Genomic DNA, 24,867 nt, shown 5'->3' on the forward strand with positions numbered 1-24,867 from the left:
CTTTCCTGAAACGTTTCGGAAAGATCGCGTCATCTCCGTTAACACGACTGACCCAACCGGTTGATCAGTCCTCCTTAGCGTCTGTCCGATGGCCGAATTCCGGTCGTCGGAACAGAACAGGAGAAGTCGTGAGGGTTCCTACCTCCACGCGCTGGCGCACGCTGGCACTGGCTCCGCTCTTGGCGGCACTGGTGCTTCCCGGGACAGCATCGACCCACGCAGCAGCTGCAGCACCGATCCAGGCGGCGGCCCCGGCCGCGGCCGACGAGCTCGTCCTCCCCGACCCGATGGACCGCGGCGACCTCACGCCGAAGACGATCCAGGAGGTCAAGCTGGGCACCGCCGCCCTGCAGGAGCCCAACTCCAACGGGGATGCGCCGGTCACCGGCACCGTCTCCGCGCCCGAGAACCTCGAGATCCGCGGCGCGCTCTACTACCCCGACTTCACCCAGCGCACCACGCCCTCCCCGTTGATCGTGCTCGTGCACGGCAACCACGGCTCGTGCGACGGCAACACCATCCCGGCGACCGCCGGCTGCACCGTCTTCAAGCGCAACGAGGCCGGCTACGCCTACCTCGGTGAGAACCTCGCGACGTGGGGCTACACCGTCTTCTCGGTGTCCCAGGACCAGCTGATGCAGCGACAGGACAACCCGAAGGGCAAGGGCATGCACCAGCGCCGCCTGCTCATCGCGGCGGCCCTCGACGCGCTCAGCGCGGCCAACGCCGGCACCCTGGCCGACGGACCCAGCGTCACCCCGGGGATCAGCGCCACCCTGGGCGGCCACCTCGACATGACCCGGATCGGCCTGATGGGCCACTCCCGCGGCGGCGACGCGGTCACCAGCTTCATGGACTACAACCGGATCCGCACCGACGGACCCCGCTACCCCCTGCGCGGCGTCATCTCGCTGGCGCCGGTGGACTACGAGCGGAAGGCGCCGTACGGCACGCCGTACATGTCGATCCTGCCGTTCTGCGACGGTGACGTCTCGAACCTGCAGGGGGCGCGCTTCTACGAGCGCAGCCAGTACATCGACGGCACCGACCCGTTCCCGCGCATCCAGTCCTCGCAGCTGGGCGCGATCCACAACTGGTACAACACCGTCTGGTACGCCGACGGCGGCGCGGACGGTCAGGGCAACAACGACGCGGCCTGCGGCAACTCGGCGCCGTTCGCCACGAACAACGTGCACCCGAACAACATCCGCCTCAGCGGCGCGGCCGACCCGACGAACCCGGCGCTGAACTACGCGATCGACAACTCCGACACCTACAACCCGCTGGTCAACACCAAGATCTCCGGGGACCCGGCGCGGATGGGCGACCAGGAGAAGATCGGCCTCGCGACGATGGCCGCCTTCTTCCGCCGCTACGTCGGTGGCGAGGGTGCCTTCGAGCCCTACATGACCGGTGAGCTCTCCGACACCGACTCGCACCTGCAGATCCCGGCCTCGGCCTGCCCGACCAGCACCTCGGGCACCCGGATCGGCTGCGAGGAGTACGTCTCCACCAGCTACTTCCCGGCCGCGGACCAGCGGGTCGACCTGATCCGTCCGGAGGTCCAGAACCCGCTCGGGCTGAACGCCCTCGGCGGCACCCTCAGCGGCTCCGGCTTCGCCAACCCGTACGTCGCCGGCGGCGGCGTGACTCCGCTGCCGAAGAAGACCACGGGCGGCTACGACTGGTGCAACCCGGAGCCGGACGACTTCGCCCCGGCCCAGCTCGGCAAGGGCACCCTGCCCACCGCCGCCAAGGCCTGCCCGCTCCCGGCGGCCAACGCTCTCGGCGGCCAGAGCAACGGCATGCGCGAGAACGCGCCGGTCAACCACTCCTACGGTCGCCAGCTGGCGCTCGCCTGGGAGACCGGCACGACCGCCGAGCTCACCGCCGACATTCCGGCGGCCTCGCAGGACCTGAGCGGCCTGAAGGCGCTGACCATGGGCGCGGACGTCAACTTCTTCGACACCCGCAACCCCGGCGCCGACAACCGCGGCGACAACACGCGCGTCACGACCGGCGAGGGCTGCACCACCGCCCTCCCGTGCTGGACGAACGAGAAGCCCACGTCGTACGACCCGACGTCGACGACGCAGGACTTCCTTATCGTCCTGAAGGACACCGCCGGCAAGGAGGCGACCGTCCACGCGGGCGACGAGCGCTGGGGCAACGCCCTGCACATGTCGACCGGCACCAACACGCCGAACACGCACATCGTGCTCGACCAGATCCGCGTCCCGCTGAGCGAGTTCGCCGCCCAGGGCGTCGACCTCACCAAGCTGGACTCGGTGCAGCTGCGCTTCGGCGCCGAGGGCACCCCGGCCTCGGGCTCGATCCAGGTCGCGGACGTCCGCTTCCAGGAGGGCGTCGACGCGCCGCTCGTCCTGTCCGACGGCACGGCCATCGACCAGGGTGCCGGCTCCGGCGCCCCGGCCTCGGGTCCCGACCCGGCGGCCGTGATGGCGGCGTACGACAACACCGCCGGCAACGTGAAGCTGAAGGACAACGTCGCCGACGAGTTCTCGAACACCTCCTGGGTGGTCGACGACGACAAGGCGCAGTGCCCGACGGCGAACTTCACCTCGATCCAGCAGGCGGTCGACTTCGCGTCCCCGTGGGACACGATCGTGGTCTGCGAGGGTGTCTACGAGGAGTCCTCGACGCCGATCTCGGGCCCGGGCAACCCGGTCTCGACGTCGTCGACCAACGGCCTGACGATCACCAAGCCCCTGAAGATCAAGGGCGCGGGGGCCGACAAGGTCACCATCAAGCCGGACCAGTCGCTGGAGACGCTGGCGGGCCTCAAGCCCTACCTGCGCGACGGCGGCGGCAACGTCATCACCGTGTCGCGGCAGTCGCTCGGCTCGACCGACACCAATGAGATGTTCGTGGACATCTCAGGGGTGACGGTCACCGCCGGTGACACCTTCGCCGAGGCGGGCATCGCCTTCTTCGGTGCGGCCGGCCGGGTCTCGCAGAGCGTGGTCGGCCCGATGAAGGTCGCGACCACGGCCGACGAGCTGGCGGCGAACCCGCACGGCTGGGGCATCGTGAAGACCGGCGTCATCCAGGGTGCCGGCACCGGCACGGTCGAGTCCGAGGTCACCGTCGCCGACAGCGTCGTCACCGGCTACCAGAGCGGCGGCATCCTGATCGACGGCGCCAAGGGCGTCGACGGCGGTCCGAACAACATCGTCCGGACCGGCATCGAGAACCACGGCTACGTGACCGGCACGGTCGTCAAGGGCAAGGCGTCCAGCCTCTTCCCGCAGACCGGCATCAAGTACACGAGCGGCGCCGACGGCTTCGTGCGGACCAGCCGGATCACCGGCAACTACTTCCGCCCGGACCCGTCCAAGTCGTACGGCATCCTGCTGACCGACGCCCGCACGGAGACGGCGGGGGCCCTCACCGGCTCCGGCAACGTCGTGACCGGCAACGGCTTCGCGGTCTACAACGCCAACGCCGACAACACCGCGGTGCGCACCGGTGGTGCGTTCACCATCTCGGCCAGCTACTTCGGCCCGGCCGCGCCGGTCGCCGGCGGGCCGGCCGACCCGGACACCGGGGCGGAGGCGATCTCGGGCTCGAGCTCGGTGGTCACCACCGGCCGGGTGTCCACGGCCCCGGGCACGGTCCCGACGTCGTACGGCGTGGTCGCGGACGCGGCCCCGACGGCGACGCTCGTCGACCCGCTCGGTGGCGCGGAGGTGGACCTGGGCGAGACCGTGGCCCCGCTGGTCCGGGCCTCCGACGACTTCGCGGTGGCCTCGGCCACGCTGCTGGTCGACGGGGAGCCGGTCGCGACGTCCGACCAGGCGCCGTACCTCTTCAGCTGGACGGCGACGAAGGCCTACGCCGGCAAGGACGTCACGCTCACGACGGTCGTCACCGACTCGTCGGGCAACGAGACGACCTCGGCGCCGCTGACCTTCTCGGTCTCGGACGAGCCGGTCGTCGAGCCGCCGACCCCGCCGACGCCGCCGACCCCGCCGGTCAAGCCGACGGTCAAGGTCACCGCGGTGAAGCGTGAGCCGAACAAGGGCACCGTGGTGCTGACCGTCCAGGTCAACACGGCCGGGACGGTGCGCCTGGCCGGTGGCCGGGTCGTCTCGACCAGCGCGACGGCGACCAAGGCGGGCACGGTCAAGATCCGCGTGGCCGCCAAGGGCAAGTTCCGCAGGATCCTGGTCCGCAAGGGGCGCATCACGGCCCCGGTCCGGATCACCGTCACCGCGAAGGGCGGCACCGCCGTCACGAAGCGGACGGTGACGCTCCGCAAGAAGCGGTAAGCGCCGCACGAGGCACGACGGAAGGGTCCCCGGCAGTTCTGCCGGGGACCCTTCCCGCGTCCCGTCCCGATGGTTGAATGTGCCGACCGGCGTGGGGTCGGGGGAGGGCGGGTGGCCGCGTGGCGGGTCGACGGACGTACTCCGCGCGATCCGTCGTCCGTCTCGTTACCGCCCTCGTCGTGCTCCTCAGCACCGTCGTCGGCGTCCTCCTGGTCGTGACCCTGGTGCAGGTGTCGCGGGCCCAGGCCGAGCTCGAGGAGGAGCTGAACCCGGCCCGGGTGGCGCTCGCGAAGGTGCTGGCCGGGTACGTCGACCAGGAGACCGCCCAGCGCGGCTACATCCTCACCGGCGACGACGACTTCCTCGCCCCCTACCTCGACGCGCCGAAGGAGATCGCCCGCAGCCTGAAGCTGCTGCGCGAGCAGGTCGGCGCCGACGCCGAGCTGGAGGCCGCGGTCGAGGCGATGGTGACCGCCCACGCCGCGTGGCAGCGGACCGCCGCCGAGCCGGAGCTCGCCGCGGCGATGGCCGGCGACCGGCGCGAGGCGGCCCGGCTGGTCGCCAGCGGGAACGGCAAGGACCTCTTCGACCGGGTGCGGCAGCAGCAGGCGACGGCCGACGCCGAGGTGGCGGTCGCCCAGGAGGAGGCGACCCGGCGCGCCGACCGGCTGCTCGACCGGCTGAGCGTGCTGCTCGTCGTCACCGTGCTGTCCCTGCTGGCCACCACCCTGCTGGGCGCGGTCGGGTTCTCCCGTGCGGTGCTGGGCCCGCTGGCCGAGCTCGGCCGCCGCAGCCGCGAGGTCGCGCGGGGCGGCCTGGACCGCGCGGTCACGACCGCGGGCCCGCGCGAGGTGGCCACCCTGGCCGCCGACGTCGACACCATGCGGGTCCACCTGCTCGACGAGATCGACGAGACCCGCCGCGCCGGTGAGGCGCTGGCGCTGGCGGAGCCGGCGGTCGGCGCGCTGCAGCGCGCGCTCGACGCCCCTGCCGGCGCCCGGCCCGGTCTCGACGTGTCGGGCCGCATCGACTCCGCCGAGGGCGTGCTGGCCGGTGACTTCCTCGACCTTGTCGACCTCGACGGCGGCCGGCTGGCGGTCGTCCTGGGCGACGTCTCCGGGCACGGGCCGGAGGCGGCCGTGGTCGGGCTGGTCCTGAAGGCGGCGCTGCACGGTGTCATCGGCCGGGTCCCGCCCGAGGAGCTGCTGCCCGCGGTCCGCGGGACCCTCGCCGACCGCTTCGAGTCCTTCGCGACCATCGCCGCCGTCATCGTCGACCCGCGCGCCGGCACCCTGTCGTGGGTCAACGCCGGTCACCCCGCTCCGCTGCTGGTCCCGTCGGTCGGCGTGACCCGCCCCCTCGACCCCACCGGCCCGCTGCTGAGCCCGGTCCTCGACGAGGCCACCTGGACGGTCGGCACGGTCCAGTTCTTCCCCGGCGACGCCCTGGTCCTGTTCTCCGACGGCGCGGTCGAGGCCCGCGACGCCCGGGGGCAGGAGCTCGGTACCCGCGGCGTCGACCGCGCGGTCCGGGCCGCGGCCGGCCAGCCCGCGGAGGTCGTCGTACGGCAGGTGCGGGCGGCGGTGCGCGACCACGCCCCGACCGTCCGCGACGACGTCACCGTGCTCGTCGTACGACGGGTCACCTCCAGCTGATCGACCGCGGTGTCGGTGCCGGCCGCGCTGGGTAGGTTCGGCCCGTGCCACGCGGACGGATCAGGCTCGGGACCGGTGCGGTCGCTCTCGTCGGTGCGACGGTCCTCGGCCTCGCTGGTTGCGGAGCCGACGACTCGAGCGGACCCCGCGATCCCGAGACGCCGACGTCGGCCGAGAGCCCGACCGACGCCGCTACGGAGGTGGGGCCCCCGTGCGACGTGGTCACCGCTGAGGACCTGGCGACCTGGACCGGCGTCCCCCGCCGGGTCGCCGGCCCGGACGAGACCTCCGGCGAGGTCGAGTGCCGGACGATCGGCGACCCGGACGACGGGCACCTCGTCCGCTGGACCTTCGAGCCGTCCAGCGGCGACCACGAGGAGGACGTCGCCGGCGCGACGACCAGTGCCGCCGAGCGGCAGGACGTCGAGGTCCCCGGTGGCGGGCCGGCCGTGGTGCTCACCGACGAGTCGCTGAAGGCGGTCACCGTCCTGTCCTGGACCGCGTCGGACGAGCTGCTCAGCGTGGAGGTCCTCGACTCCGGGACCGGAGCCCAGGACCTCACGACCGACCACCTGGCCGAGGTCGCCACCCGGATCACGGCGGCCTACGCCGCATCCGGTTCCGACGCAGGGCGCTAGCCCGCCCGGTCAGGACGTTCTTTACGTTCTCCACAGATTGACGTCGTACCCCCTGGGGTAGACCGCTGTCACCTACCTTCATGGCAGGACTCCGTTCTCGGTTGTCAAGGAGCCGTCATGGCGATGACCCACGCCACCTCGCACGCCCAGGGAGTGGTGGTCGACCAGCTCGACCAGCACGTCCGGGAGCTGGTGCGCCGCGAGGGCGTCGACCCCCAGCGCGACGCGGCCGTCGTACGACGCATCGCCGAGACGGTCGTGCGCGACCACGACGAGCGCAGCCTGACCGGTCAGGTGGTGCCCGTCTCCGACCCGAGCGCCGTCGTGGGCGAGCTGGTCGCGCGGGTCGCCGGCTACGGACCGCTGCAGGCCTTCCTCGACGACCCGAGCGTGGAGGAGGTGTGGATCAACGACCCGTCGCGGGTCTTCGTCGCGCGCCACGGCCGGCACGAGCTGACCAACCTGATGCTGACCCAGGCGCAGGTCGACGAGCTGGTGGAGCGGATGCTGAAGTCCAGCGGTCGCCGCATCGACCTCTCCCAGCCGTTCGTGGACGCGATGCTGCCCGACGGCCATCGGCTGCACGTCGTCCTGCAAGGGATCAGCCGGGGCTTCTCGGCCGTCAACATCCGCAAGTTCGTGCTCCGCGCGACGCGGGTGGGCGACCTGGTCGAGCTGGGCAGCCTGACCGAGCGCGCGGCGGCGTTCCTGGAGGCGTCGGTCCGGGCCGGGTTGAACGTCCTGGTCGCCGGAGGAACGCAGGCGGGCAAGACGACCATGCTGAACTGCCTGGCTGCGGCGATCCCGGGTGGCGAGCGGGTGGTGAGCGCCGAAGAGGTCTTCGAGCTGCGCTTCCCACACCCCGACTGGGTGCCCATGCAGACCCGGCAGGCCGGGCTCGAGGGCACCGGCGAGATCCGGCTCCGCGACCTGGTCAAGGAGAGCCTGCGGATGCGGCCCAGCCGCATCGTCGTGGGGGAGGTGCGGGCCGAGGAGTGCCTCGACCTGCTGCTGGCACTCAACTCCGGGCTGCCCGGCATGTGCACGATCCACGCGAACAGCGCGCGGGAGGCGCTGGTGAAGATGTGCACGCTGCCGCTGCTGGCCGGCGAGAACATCTCGGCGCGGTTCGTCGTCCCCACCGTCGCGGCGTCGGTCGACCTGGTCGTGCACCTGGGGGTCGACCAGCACGGCACCCGTCGCGTCAACGAGATCGTCGGGGTGCCCGGCCGCGTCGAGAACGACGTCATCGAGACCGAGCCGCTCTTCGAGCGCCGGGGCGGTGAGCTGCGGCGGACGCAGGGGATGCCGCCGCGGGTGGCGTCGTACGAGCGGGCGGGCATCGACGTGCACCGGCTGCTGAACGGGAGCGCCGACTGATGGGTGCGCTGATCGGTCTGGGGGTCGGCGTCGGGCTCATGCTGGTCTGGTCGGCGTTCACGCTGCCTCGACAGCCACGCGAGCGCGGTCGTCGTACGACGGCGCGGACCAGCGAGCTGCTCGTCCGGGCCGGGCTGGGCACGGTCTCGCCGGTCGGGTTCGCGCTGCTCTGCCTCACCTGCGCGTTGGTCTGCGGCCTGACGGTCCAGGTCGTGGCGCGCACCGTGCCGGTCGCCGTCGTCTTCGCGGTGCTCGGCGGCTACCTGCCGGTGGCGATCGTCGCGGGTCGGGGCCGCCGCCGGCAGCGCGAGCTGGCGGAGGTCTGGCCGGAGGCGGTCGACAACCTCGCATCGGCCGTGCGGGCCGGCATGTCGCTGCCCGACGCGCTGTCGGCGCTCGGCACCCGCGGACCCGAGCCGCTGCAGGAGCCGTTCGCCCAGTTCGCGCTCGACTACCAGGTCACCGGGCGCTTCGGCGACTGCCTCGACCGGCTGAAGGAGCGGCTGGCCGACCCCGTCGGCGACCGGGTCGTCGAGGGGTTGCGGATCGCTCGCGAGGTCGGGGGCGGCGAGCTCGGGCGCCTGCTGCGCAACCTCTCGGGCTACCTCCGCGACGAGGCCCGCACCCGCTCCGAGCTGGAGTCGCGCCAGGCCTGGACGATCAACGGCGCCCGCCTGGCCGTGGCGGCTCCTTGGCTGGTGCTGCTGATGATGTCCTTCCAGCCCGACGTGATCGGTCGCTACGGCTCGACCACCGGCGTCGTGGTGCTGGCCGTCGGCGCCGGGACCTGCGTGGTCGCCTACCGGCTGATGATGCGGATGGGGCGGCTACCCGTCGACCGGCGGATCCTCTCGTGACGCCGGCGGTGTGGGGCGCGCTGCTCGGCGGGCTGGCTGCGGGCGGGCTGCTGCTCGTCGCGAGCCGGGTCCTGGCGTTGCGCCGTACGCCGCTGTCGGTGCGGGTGCTGCCCTACGTCCGCGACCTGCCCCAGGTCGAGCGGCTCGGCGGTCGGGTGGCGTCCTCGACTCCGGCCGCGGTGGGAGTGTTCGGCCCGGTGCTGCGGTCCGGCGCGGACCTCGTCGAGCGGGTGCTCGGCGGGGCGACCTCCGTACGCCGCCGCCTCGAGCGGGCCGGGCTCGACACGAGCGTGCACGACTTCCGGGTCGAGCAGGTCCAGTGGGGGCTGGCCGGCTTCGCCGTGGCCGCCGCCTACGCGCTGGTCAAGGCGCTCACCGATCCTGGCGGCGTCGTCCTCGGGCTGGTGCTCTGCGCGATCGGCTTCGTGCTCGGCGTCCTCGGCCGCGACACCCACCTCTCCAGCCAGGTCAAGGCGCGCGAGCGACGCATCCTGGCCGAGTTCCCGACCCTCGCCGAGCTGCTCGCCCTCGCCGTCGCCGCCGGCGAGGGACCGGTCGCCGCCCTCGACCGCGTCGTACGACGCAGCGGCGGCGAGCTCTCCGCCGACCTGGCCCGCGTGCTCGCCGCCGTCCGCACCGGCGAGCCGGTGGCGGCGGCCTTCGACCAGCTCGCGACCCGCACCGGACTGCCCCTGGTCGCCCGCTTCGCCCAGGGCGTCTCGGTGGCGGTCGAGCGCGGCACCCCGCTGGCCGACGTGCTGCACGCCCAGGCGGCCGACGTACGCGAGGCCGGGCGTCGCGAGCTCATCGAGGTCGCCGCCCGCAAGGAGGTCCTGATGATGCTGCCCGTCGTCTTCCTGGTGCTGCCGATCACAGTGCTGTTCGCGTTCTGGCCCGGCGTCCTCGGCCTCTCCCTGACCGCTCCCTGACCCCACAGATTGGAACCACGATGACCCGCCTCTGCCTGCTCCTGCTGATGGCCCTCACCGCCCCGCGGCGCCGCGACGACCGTGGCGACGTGCCCGGGTGGGTGATGGTCGCCGTGATGACCGCCGGGCTCGTGGTCGTGATCGGCGGCGTCGCGCGCGAGCAGCTGTCCGGGCTGCTCAGCGATGCCCTCAGCTCCGTGAGATGACCCGGGGGCGTCGCGACGACGCCGGGTCCGCCGTCGTCGACTTCGTGCTGGTGCTGCTCGTGCTGGTGCCGTTCGTCCTGGGCGTGGTCCAGGTGGCGTTGGTGCTGCACGTCCGCAACACGCTGGCGGCCGCGGCGGCGGAGGGAGCTCGGTACGCCGCGACGGCCGACCGGTCCGGGAGCGACGGGGGAGCGGTCACCCAGGAGCAGGTCGAGGACGCGATCTCCAGTCGGTTCGCCCGTGACGTGTCGGTGTCCCGCACGACGGTCGGCGGCCGGCCGACGGTGGTGGTGACGGTCCGGGCGACGGTGCCGGCGCTGGGGATCGGGGGACCGGGGGTGGCGCTCGAGGTGAGCGGACACGCGGTGGAGGAGGAGCCGTGAGGCGCGATGAGGCCGGCAGCGCGGTCATCGAGCTGGTGTGGGTGGGCATCCTGCTACTGGTGCCACTGCTGTGGATCGTGCTGTCGGTCTTCGAGGTCCAGTCCGGGGCGTACGGCGTCACCTCGGCCGCCCGGGCCGCGGGCCGGGCCTACGCCCTCGCGCCGGACGACGCGGCGGGTGAGGAGGCCGCCCGGGCCGCGGCCCGGCAGGCGCTGGCCGACCAGGGGCTGCCCGACGACGCCCCGCTCGACGTCACGGTGACCTGCACGCCGTACCCCCGCGACTGCCACAGCGGGACGTCGGTGATCACGGTGCGGATCGCGTCGAGCGTGGATCTGCTGGTGCCCGACGTGCTGGGCGGCGGACGCCCGTCGTTCGCCCTGGACGCGACGCACGCGGTGCCGATCGGGCAGTACCAGGAGGTCGGCCGTGACCCGGCGCCGTGACGAGTCGGGCCAGGTCACGCTGCTGGTGATCGGGTTCGCGATGGTCATCGCGATGGCGGTCGTCGTCGTGGTGGACGCCTCAGCGGCCTACCTGCAGCGCTCCGGCCTCGACACCCTCGCCGACGGGGCTGCGCTACGTGGCGCCGACCTGGGCGCGACGGGCGAGGACGTCTATACCGGTGGGGTGCCGGGCGACCGGCTCGCCCTGACCGACGCCGAGGCCCAGCAGGCGGTGGAGGAGTACCTCCGCTCACTCGACGCCTACGCCAGCTATCCCGGCCTGGTCGCGCACGCCACGGTCACCGGCGGGGACACCGTGCGCGTCGAGCTCACGGCGCCACTGGACCTGCCGCTGTCCATCCCCGGCTCACCCGGAGCCGGGTCGGTGCGGGCCACCGGCTCCGCGGTCTCGTCATTGGACGCTGGCTGATGAGGGCGACGCGCGCCGCCGCTTGCGTGCTGCTCCTCGGTGGGCTGCTCGGCTGCGGTGGGGACGAGCAGTCGGAGGCGCTGTACGCCGTGGGCTCCGACCACGCGCTCTGCACGCCGTCGGAGGACACGGCCGCGCACACCGAGGGGTTCGACACCTTCGCCAACCGCGGCCCGGGGCCGCTGACGGTGGACCGGGTCGAGTGGCCGACCACGGGCGACGTCGACCTCGACTCGGTGCGGGTCTTCCAGCGCACCGAGGACGACGCCTTCGCGACCGTCGGACTCTGGGCGGGGCTGCCCGGGACGGCGCTGACGGGGTCCCCCCGGCGCGCCTGGGAACGGGCCGTGCCCGCCGAGGGCGCCGAGCTGCGCGAGGCCGACCCCGACGAGGGCTACCTGGTCTTCGTCGTGGGGCTGACCGGGACCGACGGCACCGGCGGCCCGCTGACCGTCCACTTCACCGACGCCGACGGCCACCGCGGCCGGGCGACGTCCCTCGTCGAGCTGACCGTCGCGGAGCGCTGCGGCCAGGAGTAGGGGCGGGACGATCAGAGAGCCGGCAGCGGCCAGGGGGTCGTCCTCGCCATCGCGATCGCCCGGCTGCGGACGAACGGGTCGGCCTGGTTGTAGAGCCAGGGGCGGCCGAACCAGACGAAGCCGTCGACGTACGTCGCCGCGGCCTTCCGGACGTCGGCGGGGAGGCCGTACTCGGCGCTGGCCGGCCGGGCGGTCGGCGGGATGCCGAGGGTCACGCAGCGCTTCATGGTGACCCGCGTGCAGACCCGGGCGTTGTCGTTGATCGTCGAGCCCTTGGCCGGGATCACCTGGGACCACGACATCGGGCGGCCGCTCTTGGCGGTCTCGACGATGAAGTGCTTGGTGCCGAAGCCGTCGCGGCGCAGGATCTCGGCGATCCGCACCCCGTGCCGGATGTTCTCGACCGGGCCGTTGTAGTGGGTGGAGTCGAGAGCGAAGCCGCGGGCGTACTTCACACCGGTCGCCTTCAGCAGCTGCGCGCAGGTCTCCGGGTTGCCGCCCCGGCCGTTCTGGCACCAGTCGGCCGCGCCTGCGTCGAGGTAGACGCTGGTGCGGGGGAGGGCGGAGAGCAGCTGGGTGGCCCAGGTCATCAGCCGCGCCTTCGCCGCCTTGTCGGGCGAGCACCACAGGAACGGCATGTCGGGCTGCATCACGACGGCCATCGGGGTCGAGCCGATCCCGACGGCGAGCTCGCGCATCCAGCGCTTGTAGCTGCGCTTCTCGGCCGCGGTCGAGCGCCGCTGGCAGGCCTCGCCCTCCCACGGCTTCATCCGGAAGACGGCGATCTGGACGAGCTTGTCCGGGTCGCCCTCCTGGGACGAGGCGATCCACTTCGTGACCTGGTCGCGGATCGAGCTGTCCGGCACCCAGGCGCCGTACCACTTGGTCTTGGGGCGCAGGGCGATCTTGCCGAGCAGCTCCCGGGCCGTGCCGGTGGACCGCTGGTACGACGCGCTGACGTGCTCCTGCGGGCCGTCGTACACGCCCCAGAGCCGGCCGGCGAGCGGGTTCGTCGGGTTCTCCGCGTGCGCCTGCTGCGCCTGCTGCCACACCTCCGGGGCCGCCACCCGAGCCTTCTGGAGGGTCGTCGGGGCGGGCGGGGAGACGCTGCTCGCGCTCGACGTCGGGCCGGCCACGAGGGCGGCGACGACGGTCGCGAGAGCGAGGAGTCCGGCGGTACGACGGCTGCGGCGGGTCATGCGGGCCTTCCGAGTTGAGGATCGAGTCGACATCGGCACGTCGCCCGCTCGCCTGAGGACAACGAGGAAATTGAAACGTGCACAAGTGGGTCGTGTGCACGGAATGCGGGAAAGTGCTTGACCTCACGTCCGCTTGAAGTTCTTGACTGGGCGTCATGACCGCCCAGATCACCGCCGAGATCACCGCACTCCTCGAGGACGTCGCCGCGGGGATCACCGCGCGCGATCCCGACCGCTGCGTCGCCCGCTTCGCCCCCGACGCGCGCTCGGTGATCGCCAACGGAGCGCGCGCGGTCGGACGCGAGGCGATCCGGGCCGCCCACGTCGCGGCCTTCGCGGCGGGCGGACCGCCGCGGTCGGCGCGCTTCGTCGTCCTCGACCTGCACTTGCCGCGCCCCGACCTGGCGATCGTGACGACCGGCGCGTACGCCGCCGGGCCGGAAGATGAGGTCGACCTCGACCACCCGCCGACGGTCGTCACCTGGACCCTCGTCCGGGAGGACGACGGCTGGTGGGTCGCGGCGCGTCAGTTCACGCCGGTCCGCTGACCGACCGAGCCCGATCGGGCGCGCCCTCGTCGTACGGGAGGATGATGGGGCCGACGTGGGGTACCGACCAGGTCCGCACGAGCCGTCCACCGCCGTCCGACGTACCCGGGAGCGAGACCATGAACCGAGTCCTGGCCACCGCCCTGGCCGTGCTGCTGCTGGCCCTCGTCGTGCCCTCGACCGCACCGGCCGCCGCCGCGACGGCGGAGCAGCGCTACTCGAACGCCGCGTTCTCCTCCACCAACGCCCAGCGCGAGCAGCGTGACCGGGCGGAGCTGCGGAAGAACAGGTGCCTGACCCGGTTCGCGGTCAAGCAGGCGAAGCGGATGGCGCGGCAACGCGAGATCTTCCACCAGGACCTCGGGCCGATCCTGCGCCGGTGTGGACTGAGCATGGTCGGCGAGAACGTCGCCGTCGGCTACACGACCGGCCGCTCCGTCGTCCGCGAGGGCTGGATGAAGTCCGAGGGGCACCGCGCCAACATCCTCCAGCCGCGCTACCGGCTGATGGGGATCGGCGCGCGCAAGGCCGGCGGCAGCTGGTACGTCGCGCAGGTCTTCGGCCGCAAGTAGGCGCGGCCACCCACCCGGCCGTAACCTTGCTCCTTGTGGCAGGCCGAGATTACGACGTAGAGGTCAAGCAGCTCCAGGCGACCATGGGGACCATCGGTCAGGTCATGGACCTGGACGCGATGCAGCGCGACATCGCCGACCTCAGCGACCAGGTCGCCGCCCCCGACCTCTGGGACGACGTCGACCGCGCCACCCGCATCACCGGCCAGCTGTCCACGCTCCAGGGCACGCTCGACCGCTTCAACGAGCTCCTCGGCCGCATCGAGGACGTCGGCATCATGGCCGAGCTCGCGACCGAGGAGGGTGACGCCGACTCGCTCGCCGAGGCCGAGCGCGAGCTCGAGCGGGTCAAGAAGGCCGTCGAGTCGCTCGAGGTCCGCACCCTGTTGAACGGCGAGTACGACGCCCGCGAGGCGCTGGTCTCCATCCGCGCCGGCGCCGGTGGCGTCGACGCCGCCGACTTCGCCGAGATGCTGATGCGGATGTACGTCCGCTGGGCCGAGCAGCACGACTACAAGGTCGAGGTCTACGAGACGTCGTACGCCGAGGAGGCGGGGCTGAAGTCGGCCACCTTCGCCGTGCACGCGCCGTACACCTACGGCACCCTCTCGGTCGAGGCCGGCACCCACCGCCTGGTGCGGATCAGCCCCTTCGACAACCAGGGTCGCCGCCAGACGTCGTTCGCCGCCGTCGAGGTGGTGCCGGTGCTGGAGCAGACCGACGAGATCGACGTGCCCGACGAGGAGATCCGCGTCGACGTCTACCGCTCCGGAGGGCCCGGCGGCCAGTCGGTCAACACCACCGACTCCGCCGTACGCCTCACGCACATCCCGACCGGCACGGTCGTGTCCTGCCAGAACGAGAAGAGCCAGCTGCAGAACAAGGCCAGCGCCATGGTCGTGCTGAAGGCCAAGCTGCTCGCGCTGAAGAAGGCCGAGGAGAAGGCCCACCTCGACTCGATGCGCGGCGACGTCCAGGCGTCGTGGGGCGACCAGATGCGCAACTACGTGCTGAACCCCTACCAGATCGTCAAGGACCTCCGCACCGGCTACGAGGAGGGCAACCCCTCCTCGGTCTTCGACGGTGACCTCGACGGGTTCCTCGAGGCCGGCATCCGTTGGCGACGTGGCGCCGAGAAGGCCGCCGAGAACTGATCGCCTCCGCGCGGGTAGGGTCCCGACCTGTGTCGCGCATCCTGCTCCGGGCCGGGAAGAGCCCGTTCCAGGTCCTCAGCCCGGAACGCAGCCTGGCCGTCGGTGGCGGCACCGGCGTCTTCGGCGCCAACTCCGGCAACCTGCTGTTCTCCTCCGCGGTCCACCGGACGGTGAGCGTGCCCGGAGCCGAGGTCGTCACGGACGGGTTCGTGCTCCAGAGCACCAAGAACCCCCGTCGGCTGGCGGCGTACGTCGACGAGCGCTTCGACCAGCTGGTCCTGCCGTTCGCCAACGCGTTCCGTCCGTCGTTCGCCCGCTACCTCGACACCTACTCCGAGCTCATCGAGCACCTCCACATCCCGGTCGTGGTCGTGGGGGTCGGGGCCCAGATGGGCTTCAACGCCCGGCGACCTGACGCGGGCCCGGAACTCGACGCCTCGGTGACCCGGTTCGTGCGGGCCGTGCTCGACCGCTCGGCGTCGATCGGCGTACGCGGGGAGCGCACCGCCGGCTACCTCGAGCAGCTCGGCTTCCCGGCTCCGCTCGTCGACGTGATCGGCTGCCCGTCGCTGTTCACGAGCGTCGACGGATTCACCGTCGAGCCGCGTGCGGTGGACGCGAGCAGCCGCATCGACCTCACCTACACCGGCGGCATGCGCTCGCTCGTCGACCGCAGCGTCGTCGAGTACCCGCGCCTGGAGTTCGTGGCGCAGGAGCACCACCGGCTGCGCTTGCTGCTCCGCGGCGAGGACCTCGACACCTACGACGGCCACGGCCCGCTCGGCACCGGCCATCCGCTCTACCGTGAGGACCGGATCCGCTTCTTCGTCGATGCCCGTACCTGGGTCGACCACCTCCGCGACTTCTCGTTCGCGTTCGGCACCCGGATCCACGGAGCGATCGCCGCGATCCTCGCCCGCGTCCCGGCCGTCGTGATGTCGTACGACTCGCGGACCCTCGAGCTGGCGCAGTATCACGGGATTCCCTACCGCGAGTTCACGGGCATGCCGTCCGGCGAGGACCTCTCGGTCCGCGAACTCGCCGAAGGCGCGGACTACACCGAGTTCGCCGCCCGCTTCCCCGGCCTGGCCGCGCACTATCGCGCCTTCCTGGAGACCAACGGGGTCGAGCACATCTGGGCCCCCGGCGCCGCCAACCCCGCGTACGACGCCCGCCTCGCCGCCCTCGACCTGCCTGGCCCGGTGCGCGTGGTGAAGCCGCGGCGCTTCCGCCGGCCGAAACCGCTCGAGCCGATCAAGCGGACGTCGGTGTCCGAGCTGTCGGCCCTGCGCCGCGCGGAGTCCTCCCCCCGCTGACCTCTGCCTCGCCCCGGGGCTCCGACGGTCCCCGCCGGTGGTCGCCCCCCGCCGCCGGTCCCCGCCGCCGGTGGTCTCTCCCGTGAAGGACGAAGTCCTGAGCGCCCGTCGAGACCCCCGCAGCCCTGCCGCTGACCTCGTTCGAGCCGGCCTCTGCCGCGCCGTCTGCGCTTGACACCAGGCCGGTTCAAAGACTTTTTACAGAGACAAGGGGGCTCACCGTCCGCGGTGATCAAGGGCCATCACGAGCCTGCTTCTAGCTTTCGGTCACCTGGGGTCGACCGTTCGAACAAGGTTGTGAACAACCCTCGCATTCGATCACCTGTTCGACTAGAATGAAGGCATGGCTCGGGACCTCGACGACTGCGACACCGCCTCGGCGGTGCTGTCGTACGTGCGCGCCCGACGCACCGCCCAGCTCCAGGCCGAGGCCGACCAGCTCGCCGCCGCCGTCACCTGGGCCGGCATGCACTCCACCGACTCCCTGCACGATGCCGCCGCGGCGTGGGTGCCGGGCTGCGAGGACGAGATGGCCATCGCCGGACCCGGCGCACCCCTGATCGCCGAGCTCAGTGTGCTGGAGTTCTCCGCCGCGCTCGGCCTGTCGTCGGACTCGGGGCGGATCTACCTCGGACACGCCCTCGAGCTCGCCCACCGACTCCCCAGGGTCTACGAACGCGTCCAGTCCCTCGACCTGCCGGTGTGGAAGGCGCGACGGATCGCGGCGGAGACCATCGACCTCCCCGAGGACGGTGCCGAGTTCGTCGACCTTCACGTCGCCGCGACCGCACACAAGATCTCGATCGCCCAGCTCGACCGCACCATCGAAGAAGCGCGGACCCGTTTCGACCCCGAGGCCGCGGCCCAGCGGGCGCGGGATGCGGCCGAGGTGCGGCACTTCGACATCGAGGTCCAGCAGGTCTCGTTCGACGGCCATGTCGAAGTCCGCGGAACGTTGGACCTGGTCGACGCACTGGATCTGGAGGACGCGGTCGCTCGGGGTGCGACCCACCTCGGCACCATCGCCGACGGGCTCTCCCTCGACGTACGCCGGTCCATCGCCGTCGGTGACCTCGCTCGACGCCAGCTCACCCTGGACCTCAACGCCGAGCCCGACCCGGACCGGAAGCGACCCCGGCAGGTCGTCGTGCACGTGCACCTCGCCGATGCCGCCATCGCGCGGGTCGAGAACACCCGGTCGATGATCTCGGTCGAGCAGGTCAAGAGTTGGTGCCGGGACGGAGAGAGCCAGGTCGTCATCAAGCCGATCATCGACCTGGCCGGCCACGTCCACGTCGACGCCTACGAAGTCCCCGACCGGCTCAAAGAACGCCAGGCCCTGCTTCAACACTCCTGCGTGTTCCCGTGGTGCCGCCGCCGGGCGAGGTCCTGCGACCACGACCACGGCAACCCAGCATCCAACGGCGGTCCGACGTGCGACTGCAACATCGCACCACTCTGCCGACGACATCACCGCGCCAAGACCCACACGCGGTGGCGCTACGACAAGGTCGATGACACGACGTTCGTCTGGCGCAGCCCGAACGGACTGACGTTCAGACGCGACCACACCGGCACCACCCCGCAGCCCTGACCGAGAACCTTCGGCAGGGCTACGGGCACGCTCGTCGTCGATCTGCGCGGACGACCATGCCCAGGACGGCGCTGCCAGCGGCTCCGAGGAGCACGCCGGTCGCGTTGAGGAGCACGCCGTCGACGTCCGCGGCCCGACCGAGGAAGTACTGCGCCACCTCGATGGACACGGAGAGCACGAGTCCCGCCAGGCCGCCGAGCGCGAGGCCGGTCCGCGCAGCGGTGGTCCGGGACTGGAGGGCCAGGGCTGTGACAGACCAGCCAAGAGGAATGAACAGGGCGATGTTGCCCAGGACGTTCACCAGGCCAAGGGTCTGGTCGTCGTTGCCGAGCTTGCGTCGGATGCCCACGCCCGGGCGAAGGCTGGTCGTCCGCTGGTCGCTCCGCCGGTGGGGGTGATGACGAGGATCGCGCCCACGGTGACGGCGGCCAGGACCGCGGCGGCCCGGGCCGCGCCCCTGCCGGAGAAGGTCGAGACGGCGACGAGAAGGGCGAGGCCGACCACACCGACCAGCACGGCCGGGATCGGCGCGCGCGGAAGGTAGCGCCACACCTCGTCGTCGAGCAGGCGCCACGTGTGCCCGTCGCGCCGGGGACCGTGGACCGGGATGGAGGCGTGGCGGGCCGGGGTGCCGGCCCGCCACGGGGACATCCGCTTCAGTTGCAGCCCTGGTCGTCTCGTCGACCGCGACATACGGGGGCCTGAGGCGCGCGACGCCGAGCAGCTCCAGGAGCTGCTCGGCGTCGCGTGTGGGGGAGTCGGTCAGTGCTTCAGCTTGACCACCGTGGAGCGGCCCCCGACGACCAGTCGGGCCCGGCCGAGCTTGCCGAGCGCCTTCTTGCCGGCCTTGGTCTTGACCAGGCGGACCGTGCTCTTGCCGGCCTTGACCCGGTAGCTCGCCTTGGCCAGGACGGTGCCCTTGGCGATCTTGCGACCGCCGACCTTGACCGTCTTGACCGCGACCAGCGTGGCCGTGCCGACACAGGTGGTGCCGGTGGCACAGGAGACCGTCGTGCGAACCGCCTGCGAGGCGACCAGGGCGGCGGCCGAGACCGGGCTGGCGACGGTGACGACCGGGGAGGTCGTGACCGGCGCGGTCGGCGTCTTCGGACCCGTGGGGGCCGAGGTGTCGACGTCGATCCGGGCCGAGCTCGCGTTGTCGGCCGTGCTCGCCTCCGGGCTGGTGGTGCTCGCGGTCGCGGTGTTCACGACCACCGTGTTCGCGCCGGCGCCGGTCTGGTTCCGCAGCGACAGGCACTGCAGGAACAGGTCGGCCTGGAGCGGCTCGGAGGTCGGGTTGAGGAACTTGAACACGCGGACCACCGGGCGCGGGTCGTTGCCGAGGGAGACCAGGCCGGCCTCGGCGTCGTACCCCGCGACGACGCCCTTGGCGTCGGACGCGCAGGACACGGTCACCTCGACGGTCTGGCCCGGCTCGACCGTGACGCTCTGGCGGACCTGCTGGAAGCCCAGCGGGTGGGCGTGACCGGCGGCCTGGCTGGTGGTGCGGCTCAGGCAGCGCATCGAGAAGTCACCGCTGGTGGCGGCACCCTCGACGGTCCAGGTCCAGCCGGTGTCACCCTTCGCGGTGCTGGTGAGCACCCGGGCGACGCCGTCCAGCAGGTAGCCGGGCTGGATCGGCACCTGGCCGGCGGTGCAGGACAGGTCGACCGTGGTGCGGCCGCTGATCTCCTGCGTGGCGGTCACCGGGTCGGAGATCACCAGCGCGTGCTGGTGGCCCTGGACGGTCTCGCTGGTGTCGCTGACGCAGACCTCGAACGCCTTGCCCTGCGCGCGGCCGGAGGACTGGTTGGTCATGGTGACCTGCCAAGTGCCGGCGGCGGTGGCACGGGACTCGGTGATGCGGACGTCGGCCGGCGAACCGGTGCCCTGGTCGACGTGGTCGATGCGGCCGGAGCCGTCGGTGACCACGTAGCCCGGGGCGCACGAGACCTGGACGGTGCGGGTCTGGCCGGCCTCGAGGTCGACGTGGACCTCCTGCTTCTGCACGTCCAGCAGGTGCTGGTGCGCCGGACCGGTCGGCAGCGCGTCGACGGTGGCCGTGACGGTGACCGCCCGGCTGGCGCCGCCGGCCAGGGTGCCGAGCTCGCAGGTGACGGTGGCGCCCGCGACGGTGCAGGGCGCCTGCGCCGAGACCAGCGTGACACCGGTCGGGAGCGTGTCGCGGAGCACGACGTGCTCGGCGTTGCCGACGCCCTTGTTGGTCGCCTTCAGCGTGTAGGTGACGGTGTCGCCGACCCGCGGTGCGGCCTTGTCGACCGTCTTGGTCATCGCCAGGTCGGCCTGTGCGCGGACGACCGGGGTGGTGGTCGAGTCGCTGCCGGTCACCGCGGTGCCGTCGGGGCCGTTGCCCCGCGCGGTCGCCGTGTTCTTCACGACCCCGGCGTCCAGCTCGGCGTCGGTGACGGTCCAGGTGAGCGGGCCGCACGCGGTCTTCTCGCCGACCTCGAGGGAGCTGCTGGCGCAGGTCGCCGGCCCGATCTTCGGGTCCGCTACGGTCACGCCGTGCAGCGGCACGGTGCCGGTGTTGGTGACGGTGAACGAGTACTCGATCGTGTCACCCGCGTCCGGGCCGTTGCCGTTCAGGTCGCGCAGCGCGCCCGCCTTCTTCTGCAGGCTCAGCGCGGCCCGGCCGACCACCGGGGTGGTGACGGTGTCGCTGTCGGTGACCTTGGTGCCGGCGGGGGTGGTGCCGGTCGCCGTGGCCGTGTTGACCACGGCACCGGAGGTGACGTCGTCCTGGGTGATCGTGTAGGTCACCGGGGTGCACTCCACGGACTCGCCCGGAGCCAGCGCGCCCGTCGGGCAGGTGACCGGACCGGCCTTCGGGTCCGCGACCGTGATCGGGTTCAGCGTCACGGTGCCGACGTTGGTCACCGAGAAGGAGTAGGTGATCGTGTCGCCGGCGTCGGTGCCGTTCCCGTCGAGGTCCTTGACGGCCGAGGCCGCCTTGACCAGGTCGATCGCCGGGGCGGTCGCGACCGGGGTCGTGACGGTGCCGGGCGAGGTGACCTTGACGCCCGGGGTCGCGGTGCCGGCCGGCGTCGTACCCGTGGCGGTCGCGGTGTTGTCGACCTTGCCGTTGTTCACGTCGTCCTGGGTGAGCGTGTACGACGCGGGGCCGCAGCTGATGCTCGCGCCGGGAGCCAGCTCACCGGTCGGGCAGGTGACCGCGCCGACCTTCGGGTCCGCGACCGTCACCGGGTTCAGCGGCAGGTTGCCGGTGTTGGTGACCTTGAACGAGTAGGCGATCGTGTCGCCGGCGTCCGGGCCGTTGCCGTCGAGGTCCTGGACCGCCGAGGCGGACTTCACCAGGGTCAGCTCCGGGCGGGCCGGCACGGCGGTGGACGTGGAGTCCTTCGCCGTCAGCTTGGTGCCGCTCGGGGCGGTGCCGGTCGCGGTGGCGGTGTTGTCGACCTTGCCGGCGTTCACCTCGGCCTGGGTGATCGTGTACGCCTTCGAGGTGCAGGTGGCCGAGGCACCGGGGACCAGCGGGCCGCCGGGGCAGGTGACCGTGCCGACCTTGTCGTCGCTCACGCCGACCGAGGTCAGGGTGACGTTGCCGAGGTTGGTGACCTTGAAGGAGTAGGTGATCGTGTCACCGGCGTCGGCGCCGTTGCCGGTCTTGTCGACGATCGCCGAGGCGGACTTGTCGAGGTCGAGGGCGGGAGCGGCCGGGAGCACGGTCGAGGTGGAGTCGGGGCCGGTGACCTTGGCGCCGGTCGGGGTGGTGCCCGTGGCGGTGGCCGTGTTGTCGACCTTGCCTGCGTCGACGTCGGCCTGGGTCAGCGTGTAGCTCTTCGAGGAGCAGGAGAGCGAGGCGCCGGGGACCAGGGCGGTCGTCGGGCAGGTGACCGTGCCGACCTTGGCGTCGGTGACGGTGACCGGCTGCAGCGTCAGGTTGCCGGTGTTGGCGACCTTGAACGAGTAGGTGACGGTGTCGCCCACGTCGATGCCGTTGCCGTCGCTGTCGGCGACGCTGCCGGCCGTCTTGTCGAGCTCGATCGCGGCGGTGGCCGTGAGGAGCGTGGTGGTGGTGTCGGCGTCGGTGACCTTGGCGCCGCTCGGGGCGGTGCCGGTCGCGGTGGCGGTGTTCTCCACCTTGCCGGCGTCCACGTCGGCCTGGGTCAGCGTGTAGGCCTTCTGCGTGCAGGAGACGTTGGCGCCGGGCAGGAGGGCGGTGGTCGGGCAGGTGATGGCGCCGACCTTGGCGTCGGCGACGGTGACCGGCTGCAGGGTCGTGCTGCCGGTGTTCGTCACCTTGAACGAGTAGGTGATCGTGTCACCGGCGTCGATGCCGTTGCCGTCGGTGTCGGCGACGGCCGAGGCGGACTTGTCGAGCGCGATCGCCGGGACCGAGGTGATCACGGTCGAGGTCGAGTCGGGGTCGGTGACCTTGGTGCCGCTCGGGGCGGTGCCGGTGGCGGTGGCGGTGTTGTCGACCTTCCCGGCGTCCACGTCGGCCTGGGTCAGTGTGTAGGTCTTCGGCGAGCAGCTGACCGAGGCGCCGGGGGCGACCGCGGTGGTCGGACAGGTGATCGCGCCGACCTTGGCGTCGGCGACGGTGACCGGCTGCAGGGTGACGTTGCCGGTGTTGGCGACCTTGAACGAGTAGGTGATCGTGTCACCCGCGTCCACGCCGTTGCCGGTCCTGTCGGTGATCGTCGAGGCGGTCTTGGTCAGGTCCACGGCCGGGAGCATGGCGACGGTCGTGGTGACCGAGGACGGGGCGGTGACCTTGGTGCCGCTCGGGGCGGTGCCGGTGGCGGTCGCGGTGTTGTCGACCTTCCCGGCGTCCCGGTCGGCCTGGGTCAGCGTGTAGGTCTTCGGCGAGCACGAGATCGAGGCGCCGGGGGCGACCGCGGTCGTGGGGCAGGTGACCGTGCCGACCTTGGTGTCCGTGACGGTGACCGGCTGCAGGGTGACGTTGCCGGTGTTGGTCGCCGTGAAGGTGTAGGTGATCGTGCTGCCCGAGAGCGTGCCGCCCTTGACCAGCGAGATCGCCGGGTTGGCGGTCACCGCGGTGGTCACGGAGTCGGTCGCGGTGACGACGGTGCCGGTCGGGCCGGTGCCGGACGCGGTGGCCGTGTTGTCGACCTTGCCCGCGTCCACGTCGGCCTGGGTCAGCGTGTAGGTCTTCGACGTGCAGGTGCGCGAGGCGCCGGCGGCCAGGGTGCCGGTGGGGCAGGTGATGGTGCCCAGCTTCGGGTCCGAGACGCCGACCGACGACAGCGTCACGACGCCGGTGTTGGTGACCTTGAAGCCGTAGGTGATGGTGTCGCCCACGTCCGGGCCGTTGCCGTCCAGGTCGGCGATCGCCGAGCCGGTCTTGGTCAGGGTGATCCCGGGCTTCAGCGGCACGTTGGTGAAGGTGCAGACCACGTTGGTGCCGGTCGTGCCCGGCATCGTGAAGGTGCCGGTGCTGCCCGTGCCGGAGGCCACCGCGCTGCCGTCGGAGGCCTTCACGCACGCCCAGGTCGAGGTGTAGTCGTTCAGGTTCGTCGTCGACGTCCCCGTCTGGGTGATCGTGTACGACGAGCCGGGCAGCACGACGACCGGCCCGGCGACCTCGGCGGAGTCGTCCTGCAGGCCCGAGTCGGTGCCCGCGGTGGTGCCGGTGTTGCCGGTGGTGACGCCGCTGCCGGTGACCGAGACGACGAACTGGTCGTCGCCGTCGTAGCGCCCGGAGGGCAGGGAGACCTGGGCCTGGGCGGTGCTCGGCACGGCGCAGGAGGCGAAGTCGACGAAGCTCGCCGAGGTGGTCGTCGAGGAGAGGATCGCGCCGGTGGTCGGGTTGACGCGACCGACGTACCTGCTGCCCGCGCCGATGACCAGCGCGCCGGTGCCGTCGAAGGCCATCGAGGTGTACTGGCCGGCGCCGGCCGGGGTGTCGGCGAGCTTGGTGACCGTCAGCGCGGCGGAGCCGGCGGTGGTCGGGACGGTGCCGTTCACGCGCGCCAAGGCGCCTGCGGCGGTGGCGTCGGCGTTGCTGACGACGTACATGTTGCCGAGGGCGTCGAAGGCGATGTCGCCGTTGCTCGACAGCCCCGAGCCCGAGATCGTGCCGACCTGCCCGAGCGCGGTGCTGGTCGAGATGTTGAACGCGAACAGCTTCCAGGACGAGCCGCTGGAGGCGTAGTAGTAGATGCCGCTCTGCGGGTTAATGGCACCCGCGATCACGCTGCCGGCGCTGCTGTTGGCCGGGGCCGCCCAGCTCTGGCGTCCGTGGTTGGTGGCGTCGAAGCGCAGCACCGTGTTCTCGGTCCGGTCGAAGCCGTAGATGTACCGGCCGCCGCCGTTGGGGAGCGCGAGCGCGTTGGCGGTGTGCGTCCCGCTCGCGAGCAGCTCGCCGTTCTCGGTCGCGGCACCGGTGGACGAGTTGAGCTTGTAGATCGTCCACGGGTCGGCGCCGTTGAGGGCGTAGATGGTGTTGCCCGTGCACTCGTAGGCCGGCACGGAGGCCGACGCGGGCGCGGAACCCAGCAGGGTGAGCCCGGCGACGCCGAGCAGGAAGGACAGGAAGACGGTCAGGGACCGGCGTAGGCCGTCCCTCGTCGAGAACCTCAGAACACGCATGGACGAGCCGGCCCCCCAGCCGGGGCTCCCGCAGCCGGGAGCGCTCAGACGACATGACAGAACCGACGTCGGGGCACCCTCGGAATGGGGTGGCCGATCGCCGGAACTGGCGGAAACGCTACCTGCGGGTAC

The 24,867-nt window shown here is 72.0% G+C and carries 20 protein-coding genes; 16 read left to right on the forward strand and 4 right to left on the reverse strand.

Going from position 1 to position 24,867, the window contains the following annotated elements; all coding sequences use genetic code 11:
* Positions 1-128: 128 nt before the first annotated feature.
* The 11 genes from V7S47_RS03655 to V7S47_RS03705 all read left to right on the forward strand — a co-directional run bounded on the left by V7S47_RS03655 (position 129) and on the right by V7S47_RS03705 (position 11,755).
* Complete coding sequence (locus V7S47_RS03655) at positions 129-4,292, forward strand: Ig-like domain-containing protein (protein ID WP_336560304.1); 4,164 nt, start codon at positions 129-131, stop codon at positions 4,290-4,292.
* A 179-nt stretch (positions 4,293-4,471) separates the two neighbouring features.
* The gene (locus V7S47_RS03660; RefSeq protein WP_336560305.1) at positions 4,472-5,947 is read left to right on the forward strand and encodes a PP2C family protein-serine/threonine phosphatase; all 1,476 of its coding nucleotides are present in this window, start codon (positions 4,472-4,474) and stop codon (positions 5,945-5,947) included.
* A 44-nt stretch (positions 5,948-5,991) separates the two neighbouring features.
* Positions 5,992-6,585 (forward strand): hypothetical protein, encoded by a 594-nt coding sequence (locus V7S47_RS03665; RefSeq protein ID WP_336560306.1) that lies wholly within the window; start codon positions 5,992-5,994, stop codon positions 6,583-6,585.
* Positions 6,586-6,702: 117 nt separating this feature from the next.
* Positions 6,703-7,965: a CpaF family protein gene (locus V7S47_RS03670; protein WP_336560307.1), complete on the forward strand. Its 1,263-nt coding sequence runs from the start codon at positions 6,703-6,705 to the stop codon at positions 7,963-7,965.
* Entirely contained in the window at positions 7,965-8,822 is an 858-nt protein-coding gene (locus V7S47_RS03675; protein WP_336560308.1) for a type II secretion system F family protein, read from the forward strand. Before V7S47_RS03670 ends, V7S47_RS03675 begins: the two co-directional genes overlap by 1 nt.
* Entirely contained in the window at positions 8,819-9,751 is a 933-nt protein-coding gene (locus V7S47_RS03680) for a type II secretion system F family protein (RefSeq protein WP_336560309.1), read from the forward strand. Before V7S47_RS03675 ends, V7S47_RS03680 begins: the two co-directional genes overlap by 4 nt.
* A 20-nt stretch (positions 9,752-9,771) precedes the next feature.
* Positions 9,772-9,957, forward strand: coding sequence for a hypothetical protein (locus tag V7S47_RS03685; protein ID WP_336560310.1), 186 nt, complete (start codon positions 9,772-9,774; stop codon positions 9,955-9,957).
* Positions 9,954-10,340, forward strand: a complete 387-nt coding sequence (locus V7S47_RS03690; protein WP_336560311.1) for a TadE/TadG family type IV pilus assembly protein — start codon at positions 9,954-9,956, stop codon at positions 10,338-10,340. The genes V7S47_RS03685 and V7S47_RS03690 overlap by 4 nt, the downstream gene beginning before the upstream one ends.
* Positions 10,337-10,786, forward strand: coding sequence for a hypothetical protein (locus V7S47_RS03695; protein ID WP_336560312.1), 450 nt, complete (start codon positions 10,337-10,339; stop codon positions 10,784-10,786). Before V7S47_RS03690 ends, V7S47_RS03695 begins: the two co-directional genes overlap by 4 nt.
* Positions 10,770-11,216 (forward strand): pilus assembly protein TadG-related protein, encoded by a 447-nt coding sequence (locus V7S47_RS03700; RefSeq protein WP_336560313.1) that lies wholly within the window; start codon positions 10,770-10,772, stop codon positions 11,214-11,216. The genes V7S47_RS03695 and V7S47_RS03700 overlap by 17 nt, the downstream gene beginning before the upstream one ends.
* Positions 11,216-11,755 carry a hypothetical protein gene (locus tag V7S47_RS03705; protein WP_336560314.1) on the forward strand — a complete coding sequence of 180 codons (540 nt, stop codon included), beginning with the start codon at positions 11,216-11,218 and terminating at the stop codon, positions 11,753-11,755. The genes V7S47_RS03700 and V7S47_RS03705 overlap by 1 nt, the downstream gene beginning before the upstream one ends.
* An 11-nt stretch (positions 11,756-11,766) precedes the next feature.
* Here the strand turns inward: V7S47_RS03705 and V7S47_RS03710 are convergent, their stop codons facing one another.
* Positions 11,767-12,954: a glycoside hydrolase family 6 protein gene (locus tag V7S47_RS03710; RefSeq protein ID WP_336560315.1), complete on the reverse strand. Its 1,188-nt coding sequence runs from the start codon at positions 12,952-12,954 to the stop codon at positions 11,767-11,769.
* Positions 12,955-13,109: 155 nt separating this feature from the next.
* Between V7S47_RS03710 and V7S47_RS03715 the strand changes: the two genes are divergently transcribed.
* The 5 genes from V7S47_RS03715 to V7S47_RS03735 all read left to right on the forward strand — a co-directional run bounded on the left by V7S47_RS03715 (position 13,110) and on the right by V7S47_RS03735 (position 18,138).
* Positions 13,110-13,502 (forward strand): YybH family protein, encoded by a 393-nt coding sequence (locus V7S47_RS03715; protein WP_336560316.1) that lies wholly within the window; start codon positions 13,110-13,112, stop codon positions 13,500-13,502.
* Positions 13,503-13,621: 119 nt separating this feature from the next.
* Positions 13,622-14,074, forward strand: a complete 453-nt coding sequence (locus V7S47_RS03720) for a CAP domain-containing protein (protein ID WP_336560317.1) — start codon at positions 13,622-13,624, stop codon at positions 14,072-14,074.
* Between the two features lie 35 nt (positions 14,075-14,109).
* A complete protein-coding gene (gene prfB / locus V7S47_RS03725; protein WP_090850537.1) occupies positions 14,110-15,228 on the forward strand; it encodes a peptide chain release factor 2 in 1,119 nt (372 codons plus the stop codon).
* Between the two features lie 29 nt (positions 15,229-15,257).
* Positions 15,258-16,544, forward strand: coding sequence for a polysaccharide pyruvyl transferase family protein (locus tag V7S47_RS03730; RefSeq protein WP_336560318.1), 1,287 nt, complete (start codon positions 15,258-15,260; stop codon positions 16,542-16,544).
* A 343-nt stretch (positions 16,545-16,887) separates the two neighbouring features.
* Positions 16,888-18,138, forward strand: a complete 1,251-nt coding sequence (locus V7S47_RS03735) for an HNH endonuclease signature motif containing protein (protein WP_336560319.1) — start codon at positions 16,888-16,890, stop codon at positions 18,136-18,138.
* A gap of 19 nt (positions 18,139-18,157) precedes the next feature.
* Here the strand turns inward: V7S47_RS03735 and V7S47_RS03740 are convergent, their stop codons facing one another.
* The 3 genes from V7S47_RS03740 to V7S47_RS03750 all read right to left on the reverse strand — a co-directional run bounded on the left by V7S47_RS03740 (position 18,158) and on the right by V7S47_RS03750 (position 24,735).
* Positions 18,158-18,487 carry a VanZ family protein gene (locus V7S47_RS03740; RefSeq protein ID WP_336560320.1) on the reverse strand — a complete coding sequence of 110 codons (330 nt, stop codon included), beginning with the start codon at positions 18,485-18,487 and terminating at the stop codon, positions 18,158-18,160.
* Entirely contained in the window at positions 18,436-18,789 is a 354-nt protein-coding gene (locus tag V7S47_RS03745; RefSeq protein ID WP_336560321.1) for a hypothetical protein, read from the reverse strand. The genes V7S47_RS03740 and V7S47_RS03745 overlap by 52 nt, the downstream gene beginning before the upstream one ends.
* A 111-nt stretch (positions 18,790-18,900) precedes the next feature.
* Complete coding sequence (locus V7S47_RS03750) at positions 18,901-24,735, reverse strand: DUF7507 domain-containing protein (RefSeq protein ID WP_336560322.1); 5,835 nt, start codon at positions 24,733-24,735, stop codon at positions 18,901-18,903.
* Positions 24,736-24,867 lie beyond the last annotated feature (132 nt).

Source organism: Nocardioides sp. CCNWLW216, from assembly GCF_037120545.1.
Taxonomy (GTDB): Bacteria; Actinomycetota; Actinomycetes; order Propionibacteriales; family Nocardioidaceae; genus Nocardioides; species Nocardioides lianchengensis.